The sequence below is a fragment of the Bifidobacterium callitrichos DSM 23973 genome, from assembly GCF_000741175.1.
In the GTDB taxonomy this organism is placed as follows: Bacteria; Actinomycetota; Actinomycetes; order Actinomycetales; family Bifidobacteriaceae; genus Bifidobacterium; species Bifidobacterium callitrichos.
This window is the reverse complement of record NZ_JGYS01000007.1, coordinates 219,778-229,100: the sequence shown is the minus strand read 5'-3', so window position 1 is coordinate 229,100 and position 9,323 is coordinate 219,778. Positions and strand designations below refer to the sequence as shown.

Below are 9,323 nucleotides of genomic sequence, written 5' to 3'. Positions count from 1 at the left end.
CCTTCGCGGCGGCCAGATCGGCTTCGGCCTTGGCCTGCGCCTTGCGACGTTCCTCCATCTGTGCCTCCAGTTCTGCGGATTTCGCGGCGATCGCCCTGTCATCCAGCAGCGGCTGATCGCGCTTGTCGACGCCGGCGGACCGGGCCGCCTCAAGGGCGCGTGTCGCCTGCTCCTCGCGGCGCTTGTTGGCCTCGCGCTCCTCGACGGCGGCCTTGAGCGAGCGCAGGCGGATCTTGGCGGCGCCGAGGTTGGAGACCTCGTCGATCTTGAGCAGCGTGTACACGTCGGCCTTGTCCGCGAGGATCTCGGCGACCTGATCGGTGGTGATCGCGTCGAGACCGCAGCCGAACGAGTTGAGCTGGACGAGCTCGAGCCCCGGATAGGAGGCGACGAAGTGGGCCGCCGCGTACAGGCGGGAGTGGTAGGCCCACTGGTTGGTCACGCGCAGCGGCATGCGCGTGACGGTGCGATCGCCGACATGGCGGAACCCGTTGGCGTTCTTCCTGCGCGGATCCTCCTCGCCTTGTGCGAGGAATTCGGTCAGGTTGAGCTTCTCCCCCGGCTGCAGTTCGCAGATCGAATCCTCGGAGAGGACGACCATGCCGAGCGCGCAGATGGTCTCGGGGATGCCGTGGTTGATCTCCGGGTCGATGTGGTAGGGGCGGCCGGCGAGCACGATGCCGCGGCAGTTGTGCTCCTTCATGTAGGCGAGGGCCTTGAGGCCCTCCTGCTGCACGTCGTGCTTGAAGACCTTGTCCTCGGCGTAGGCGGCCTTGACGGCGGTTTCCGCCTCCTCACGCGTGACGTTCGCCCACGCGAACTCCTCGACGATGCGGTCGACCATGAGCTCGTGGTTGGCGAGGTTGAAGTAGGGGTGCATGTAGCGCACGCCCTCCTCGCGCAGTTCGGGCATGTTCGCGCCGACGACGAGCGGATAGTTCGCCACGACCGGGCAGTTGTAGTGGTTATCCGTGTTGGGCACGAGGTTCTCCTCATAGCTCACGCACGGGTAGAAGATCGTCTTGACGCCCTTGCCCAGCAGCCACTTGATGTGGCCGTGCACGAGCTTGGCCGGGTAGCAGATGTTCTCGGAGGCGATCGATTCGATGCCGGTCTCGAACAGTTCGTGGCTGGATCGTCCGGAGATCATCACCTTGAAGCCCAGGGAGGTCAGCAGCGTAAACCAGAACGGGTAGTTCTCATACATGTTGAGGGCGCGGGGGATGCCGATCTCGCCGCGCGTGGCCTTCTTGTCGGTGAGCCTGCGGTAGGCGAAGCAGCGCTTGTACTTGTAGTCGTAGAGGTTCGGACGGTCGGAGCGCTGCTTCTTCGCGTCGCCGCCGCGCTCGCAGCGGTTGCCTGTCACGAAGCGCGAACCGTCGGAGAACGTGGTGATGGTGAGCTTGCAGTGGTTCTGGCACAGCTTGCACACGTCGCGTTCGGTGGTCATCGACATGTTGTCGAGCGCGTCGCCGGTGAGAATCGACGAGGCGGTGTGGTGCACGCCGTCGATGACGACCTCACCCTCGTGCGCGTCGGCGTTGGGCGTGTCGCCCGCGGCGGACTCCTCGGCCTCGGCCTCGGCCGAATCGGTCGCGCCGGCCGAATCGCCCGCGTCCTCGAGGGAGGTGCCGTCCGCCGCGACGTGATCGTGGTCGTCGTCCGCGACGTCCTCATAGTGCATGCGAGCGGTCAGGGCCGCGCCGTACGCGCCCATGAGTCCCGCGATGTTCGGGCGGGTCACCTCACGGCCCGTGAGCAGTTCGAACGCACGCAGCACGGCGTCGTTGAGGAACGTGCCGCCCTGCACGACGACCGTGTCGCCGAGCTCGCCAGCGTCGCGCAGCTTGATCACCTTGTACAGGGCGTTGCGCACGACGGAATAGCACAGGCCGGCGGCGATGTCCTCGATCGAGGCGCCCTCCTTCTGCGCCTGCTTGACCGACGAGTTCATGAACACGGTGCATCGCGATCCCAGATCGACCGGATGCGTGGAGGCGAGCGCCTTGGCCGTGAACTCCTGGATCGTCAGTCCCATCGACATGGCGAAGGTCTGCAGGAACGAGCCGCAGCCGGACGAGCACGCCTCGTTGACGGCGATCGAATCGATGACGCCGTCGGTGATGGCGAGGTACTTCATGTCCTGGCCGCCGATGTCGATGACGGCGGTGACGCCGGGGCTGACCATTTCGGCGCCGCGGTAGTGGGCCATCGTCTCGACGACGCCCTCGTCCAGATGCAGGCCTGTGGTGATGAGCCCCTCGCCGTAGCCTGTGGCGCACGAGCGGGCGATCCACGCGTCGGCCGGCAGTTCGGACTGGATCTGTTTGACGATGTTGATGGCGGCGGTCAGCGGGCTGCCCTCGTTGTTCGCGTACGAGGACCAGACGATCTCGCGATCGTCGTTGACGAGCGTGGCCTTGATGGTGGTCGATCCGGCGTCGATACCGAGGAAGTGCGGACCGTGCGCGCCCTCGAGCGTGCCGATGTGGATGTGCTCGCGGTGGTGGCGTGCGTTGAACGCCTCGCGATCGGCCTCGGTGGGGAACAGCGGCGGCATGGTCGGGGTATTGGAGGGCAGGTTCTTGAGCTCCTCCAAGCGCTTCAAGATATCGGCGCAGGAATGCGCTTCGAAGTGGTGGCCCTCGTCGTCGACGTCGGTCTCGGCCTGCAGGGCCGCGCCGTACGCGACGTACAGGTGGGCGTTGGTCGGCACGATGAACTCGTCGACCTTGCCGTCGAGCGCGCGCTGGAACGCGGCTCTCAGCTCGCTCATGAAGAACAGCGGTCCGCCGAGGAAGATCACGGTGCCGTGGATCGGGCGTCCGGAGGCGAGACCGGCGATGGTCTGCGTGGCGACGGCGGTGAAGATGGATGCGGCGAGATCCGGCTTGGCGGCACCGTCGTTGATCAGCGGCTGCAGGTCGGTCTTCGCGAACACGCCGCAGCGCGACGCGATCGGATACAGGTTCTGGTAGCTTTTGGCCATCTCGTTGAGGCCTGCGGCGTCGGTATCGAGCAGAGTCGACATCTGGTCGATGAACGCGCCGGTGCCGCCCGCGCACGAACCGTTCATGCGCTGCTCCGGGGTGGGCTTGAGGTAGGTGATCTTCGCGTCCTCGCCGCCGAGCTCGATGATGACGTCGGCCTGCGGGTACTCCTTGTCGATCGCCTCGGTCTCGGCGATGACCTCCTGAACGAACGGCACGTGCAGGTTGTCCGCGAGCGCAAGTCCGCCGGATCCGGTGATGGCGAGGCGAATCGGCTCGTCGCCGCGCCCGAGCTCTTCGAGCTTCTTGCGGATGTCGACAAGCAGCCCCGCGACGGTGGCGCGCACGTTGGCGTGATGTCGGCGATAGTCGGAGAACAGGGTCTCGGACAGGGAGTCGGACTGGTCGAGCACGACGGCCTTGACGGTAGTGGAGCCGATGTCCAATCCCACGCGCAAAGGCTTCGTATCGTGGTTCGACGCCACGGTATGTGCTTCGTTCACCATGTAAACCTCTTCAACCGATTTTCCGGGACGCCCCTTGCGCGTCGCGCACAGATAGCGTATGGCCCGGCCGCTCAAAACCCATACTGTAGTCCGAAGCCCCGCCCAAGAGCGGCGGGTGACGCGGTCATTCAGCGTGATTCATCTAACAGGAAAAGCCGCAAACGCAACGTTCCCTCGTGTCCTGTCGGGATTGGGATTGGGTCGGTGCGAGCCCATCCGCACGAACGCACGAACGCACGAACGCACGAACGCACGAACGCGTAGATGAGCTGGCGAACGCCCTGCGCCGGCATTCGTCAACGAATGCACGACGAGGCATGCTTTGCGTTATTGCACACGGAAGTGCGGTTCAGGGTATACGCGCGAGAGACAGGGGACGACACCTTCCGCGATCATACGCGGAGCTCAACGCGGTCGCGGGACCCAACGCGGTCGCGGCCCCCAACGCGGTCGCGGGCCCCAACGCCACTTCGCCCCATTCCGGCACTGAATCCCCGATATGGCGATGCAGAACAAACCTCCCGATGCCTCATAACGATTCCATCCCGCTACACGCGAGTCGTGGACTGCCAGCCGGCTGTGGTGTCCACACGCTCGCACGGCCAAGTCATCCATCTCTCCATCTGCGTCAAATAGATCTACATGACTCCGTTGCCCTGTTGCGATGATCCCTGTGCTGCCTACCTAATGCAATGAGGCGCTATTGCTGTTTTCGCGGGTGGTTGCTCGCCATTGAGCCTCAGGGAAAGGGCCTTTCCATTGTCGAAACGGCGGCATTCGAATACTCGATCCCGAATTTCGCCCATTTGCGCATTCTCCTGCGGTCTGTCTCGGCAGCCTCGCGTGGGACTCAACGCGGTCAAGGCCGATTCCGGCCCTGAGTCCCACGAATCCGGGGGACTCAACACGATTCCCTGCGTTTTCCGCTCTGAGTCCCGCGACCACACCCGCCCACACCGGCACCGGGCTGGAAACGCCCCGTCAATACCGCCGTAAAACGGCGGAATTCCAACGATTTCCATTCTGCGGACGACAGGCGGTCACGGAGTCGGGCGTTCAGGCCGTGGGACTCAGCGACGAAATCGCCTATAACCGCGTTGAGTCCCGCGAATCCGAGGGATTCAACGCGATTCCCCGCGTTTTTCACGTTGAATCCCCCGGAACAAGCAGAGACGGCTAGTACCCTGCGCCGTGAATCCATTGTTGAATTTGAATTGACAACTCCTCGGACCCGCTTTGCAGGCCGGCTCGTCCTGCAATTACGGACACACGCGTCATACCGACTCGCCTGCCAGCTTGCACGTTGTCTACAAGCAGCTCCGCCGTTTGCTCCGCGGCAACGTCCCGACAAGGGCAGCCAGGAATGAGACCAACGAATTCCCGGCGCAAGATGCTAGACGCTCGACCGAGCCATCACAGGCCAACTCAATTGCGCCACTCGGCCGCACCACCTCAGTCATGGCGCCCGGCCACGCCACTTCAGCTATGCCGCCCATCTGCGCCCCGACGGTGCCGTCCAGCTATGCATGCCACTTCAGCCATACCGTCCGGCCCAGCCACGCCGCCCAGTCGCACCCCAGCTATACCGCCCGGCTGCACCCCGGCGGTGTCGCCCAGCTATGCCACTTCAGCCATACCGCCAGCCATACCGCCCGGCCGCACCCCTCCTGTGCCGCTCAACGCATTTTTCGGCGGTTTTGGCGTTGAGCGGCACGACGATGCGTCATTGCCACCCCCATCACCTTTTTACATGTTGTCAAAATGGCTATTTTCCAACGATTCTGCAATGGCCAGTATCGCAAGGACCGCCCCCGCCGCCGATCTGTCTGCCGTTCAACGCGAAAAACCACCGAAATCGCGTTGAGCGGCACGGTTTTCTGCCACTCAACGAACATCAACCGATTGACATGCACCGAGTGGCAGACCCATCACGACTCATCACGCATCCATTCCCTGATCCACTCCGGTCGCCGTGTTGGACCCAAAGGGATCGAACGTTTTCGCAACCCCACAAGCCCCATAACGCCGGACCGTGGGGGAACGGACGCAATGGAACGAGAAAATGAGGACTCTCGCAGCGGATCCTATAGGATCGGACGTTTCCCAACCGTGCAACCTCCCATAATGTCGGATCCTACGGGATCGAACGCAATGGAATGAGAAATGGAAGCTCTCGCGGCGGATCCTATAGGTTCGGACGTTTTCGCGACTCCGCGACCTCCCATAGCGTCAGATCCTACGGGATCGAACGTAATGGAATGAGAAGTGTGGGTTGTTGTGGTGGATCCTATGGGATTGGACGCAATGGGCTCGGACCGGACTGGATGCTCGAGTCGGATTTGTTTGGCAGGCGGCTAGTTGACGTAGATCTGTGTGATGCCTAAGTGACGCAGATCTGACATCGCACTCCAGAAATTCGTTGGCCTCGTTTCCAGCTCCCCTTGTCGGGACTCCCCTTGTCAGGCGGGACGTTGCCGTGAGGTAAACGGCGAAACTGTTTGCAGGCAACGTGCGAGCCGACAGGCGAGCCAGTAAGATGCACGGGCATAGCGCGCGTCCTTTATACGGGATGAGCTGGCCCGCGAAGCGGGACTGAAGGGCTGTCAGCAGGACCAAGGGGTGGCCAGCAGTGTGTTTTGGCAAGTTGGTGTCCGCCGAACAAACATTGAAGCAATACAGCCAGCAGGACCAAGGTGTGACCAGCAGGACCGAGGTGTGTGCAGCGGGACCGAGGGATGGCCAGCAGGACCAAGAGGTAGCAAGTGGAACCGAGGGGCAGCCAGCGGGATGAAGGGCAGCAGTTCATCAATGAAGCTACAGCGCGGGATACTAGAGCACCGCGAACCAGCGCATCAAAAAACCCAGAACACCACAAACTACAGACAGAATCAAAACCCAGAACACCACAAACTCAGACAGAATCAAAACCCAGAACACCACAAACTCAGACAGAATCAAAACCCAGAACACCACAAACTCAGACAGAATCAAAACCCAGAACACCACAGCCCAGAACACCACGGCTCAGAACACCACAGCCCAGAACAACGCAAATTCATCGCACCGAAGTCCAGAATATCAAACACAAACTCACTTTATCGAACGAATTGTCACTACCCACGTCTATAGATGTTTACGCAAACATCTTATGGATACACACCGGGCAGCAATCCCACACAGGTGACGAATGCCACAAACTGCATGGGAAATAAGCCCTATGAGAAGAAGAGGCACCGATCATGTCTGACAGATCATTCAACTCGGCCGGCAACGGTCCTGATAACGCAACCACATCACTCGAAGCCACATCGGATCAACCGGTCTACGGCGTCACCAACGAGCAGCAGCCGAAGCTGCCCACCCGTCTCGGCCTCGGCCTCATGGTCGGTCCGGCCTGCTGGATGATCGCCTACGTGGGCGTCTCGGCCACGCTGCTGCCCGCCAAGCTGCAGTTCTTCGCCCCCGGCCAGAAGGTCGCGCTGATCCCGCTGTTCTCGCTCGTCGCGATGATCGCGGCGACCATCTCCAACATCATCGCCGGCGCGCTGTCGGACATCACGCGCTCGCGCTTCGGCTCGCGATCCCCGTGGATCTTCTGCTCGTCGATCGCCTGCGCACTGCTGTTCGTCTGGTTCGCGTTCGCCAACTCGTGGCCGATGCTGCTGGTCACCTGGACCCTGTACAACGTGGCCCTCAACTGCGTGACCGCCCCGATGATCGCCCAGATCTCCGACCGCATCGCCCCGCGCTGGCGTGGCACGATCTCGTCGTTCTGGGGCATCGGCATGGCCATCGGCAACTACGGCTCCGGCATCATCGCCTCCAGCTTCATCAGGGACAACACGGCCGCCACCACCGGCATCCTGATCTTCGCCGTCATCGCCGCGATCGGCGGCGTGGTCTCCCCGCTGCTCATGCGCGAGCCCAGCAACGCGCACGTCGCCAAGGTGAAGTTCGATGCCGCCACCATCAGGCAGAACTTCATGTTCCCGACGAAGAACTGCCGCGACTACTACCTCGCTCTCGTCGGCAAGATGCTCATGGTCACCGGACAGTACGTGATCGTCGGCTATCAGCTGTACATCTTCTCCGACTACATGAAGCTCGACGCCGACCAGCAGTCCGCCTCCCTGAAGATCATGTCGATGATCCTCATGATCACCGGCATCGTGTTCTGCATCATCGCCGGACCGCTCGCCGATCGCTTCCACAGGCTCAAGCTGCCGGTCGCCATCACGACGATCCTGCTCGGCGTCGGCGCCTTCTTCCCGTTCCTCGCGCCCGAACCGTGGACGATGTACGCCTACGCGGTGATCGCCGGCATCGGCATGGGCGGCTACAACGCCGTCGACGGCGCGCTCAACGTGGCCGTGCTGCCCGATCCGAAGACCGCGGCCAAGGATCTCGGCATCATCAACATGGCCAACACGCTCGGACAGATCTTCGGCCCCGCCGTCGCCGGCTTCATCCTGACGATCTCCGGCAACAACTACCAGTGGATCTTCCCGACCGAGACCATCATCTGCGTGGTCGGCGGCCTGCTCATCCTCGCCGTCAAGCGCGTGAAGTAGGTTCCGGCGCCGCGCCTGACAGTCCTGCGCCTGGCGTCGCGACGACGCGCCACAACACGTAGCATAATGGCGTTTCATCGTGTTATGGCACAGACCCCTGCCACAGCTTGCGGAATCGAAAGGTTTTCGCGAGTTGTGGCAGGCGCTCCAGACGCACGATTTCGACCTCTCGGCAAGAATGGCGGAATTCCAAGCCTCTCGAAAATCAGCTTTTGCCATAACTCACGAAACGATGCCGTATTGTCGCGTTGTGGCATGGGCCGTTGCCTCAAGTGGATGGAATTCTCGTTTTTCTTGAGTTGTGGCAATGATCCTCGCCACAACTCAAGCATCAATCGATCGATGGATGAGTTGTGGATCAACAGAGTCAACATCCGCTCGTGCAATTGCGCGCGTAGCGTGTCCGCAATTGTTTCTCCTGTGGCCGACGTGCCGATGGCATAAGGCTGAAAGACTGCTAAATACGCGAGACCCCAAGGCGTATCGAAGGAAGGTACGTCTACCGAGGAGCAGCGCAGATGACACGCCGCGTCAGGAGGCCTGGGCGCCTTCGCCGGCCTCGCGGTCCTTCAGATATATTTCAGGAATGTCGCGCTCCTGATCGTGCAGCTTGGCCCAGATGATCGGCCGGCCGGCGTCAAGGGATTTCGGCACGTCGATGATGCGCTGGTTCTTCGAGCCGCGGAACTGCAGCAGCGAGTCCTTCTGATCCTTGAGATATCGCCCGTCGACGAGGATGTCGATGAGGCGCAGGAGCTCGAGCTTGTCGGGGGTCTCCCCGGGGCGCATGAGCTCCTCCCACGTGTATCCGGTCCACGACCAGATGTCCTTGGAATCCCCGAACTCGCGCCGGATGCGCTGCGCCAACGGCAGCAGCACCGGCGTGTTGAGGAACGGCTCGCCGCCCAGGAACGTGATGCCCTGCACCCACGGGGCCTTCAAATCCTCGATGATGCGATCCTCGAGCGCCTGCGTGTACTCGTGTCCGGCACGGAAATCCCAGATCGACGAGTTGAAGCAGTCGACGCAGTGGAACGGGCATCCGGACACGTACAGCGAGTTGCGTACGCCCTCGCCGTCGGTGACGACGAACGTCTTGTAGTCGGCGATCATCCGCTTGGACATCCGCCGCCCGTCCCACTGCCCCGCGCGAGGATCGTTGGCGAGCCCATGCGAGGGCACGGATGGCCCCCGCCCGGTCTCCCCGGAAGCAAAATCCCGTCGAACCATCCCTCGCTCCGTCACGTCGCTCTCTC

General features: G+C 62.2%; 2 protein-coding genes and 1 pseudogene. 1 reads left to right on the top strand and 2 read right to left on the bottom strand.

Annotation, left to right across the window (positions count from 1 at the left end; all coding sequences use genetic code 11):
* Window positions 1-148 precede the first annotated feature (148 nt).
* Window positions 149-3,496, bottom strand: a pseudogene (locus BCAL_RS05915) (acyl-CoA dehydratase activase-related protein); the annotation flags it as partial.
* Between the two features lie 3,239 nt (window positions 3,497-6,735).
* Here BCAL_RS05915 and BCAL_RS05905 point away from each other — a divergent pair.
* Complete coding sequence (locus tag BCAL_RS05905; protein WP_081887288.1) at window positions 6,736-8,067, top strand: MFS transporter; 1,332 nt, start codon at window positions 6,736-6,738, stop codon at window positions 8,065-8,067.
* Between the two features lie 531 nt (window positions 8,068-8,598).
* Here the strand turns inward: BCAL_RS05905 and nrdG are convergent.
* The gene (gene nrdG / locus BCAL_RS05900; protein ID WP_081887287.1) at window positions 8,599-9,297 is read right to left on the bottom strand and encodes an anaerobic ribonucleoside-triphosphate reductase activating protein; all 699 of its coding nucleotides are present in this window, start codon (window positions 9,295-9,297) and stop codon (window positions 8,599-8,601) included.
* Window positions 9,298-9,323 lie beyond the last annotated feature (26 nt).

Coding starts and splice junctions, on each gene's coding strand:
- BCAL_RS05905 (WP_081887288.1), top strand. CDS start 6,736: ATGTCTGACAGATCATTCAACTCGGCCGGCAACGGTCCTGATAACGCA.
- nrdG (WP_081887287.1), bottom strand. CDS start 9,297: ATGGTTCGACGGGATTTTGCTTCCGGGGAGACCGGGCGGGGGCCATCC.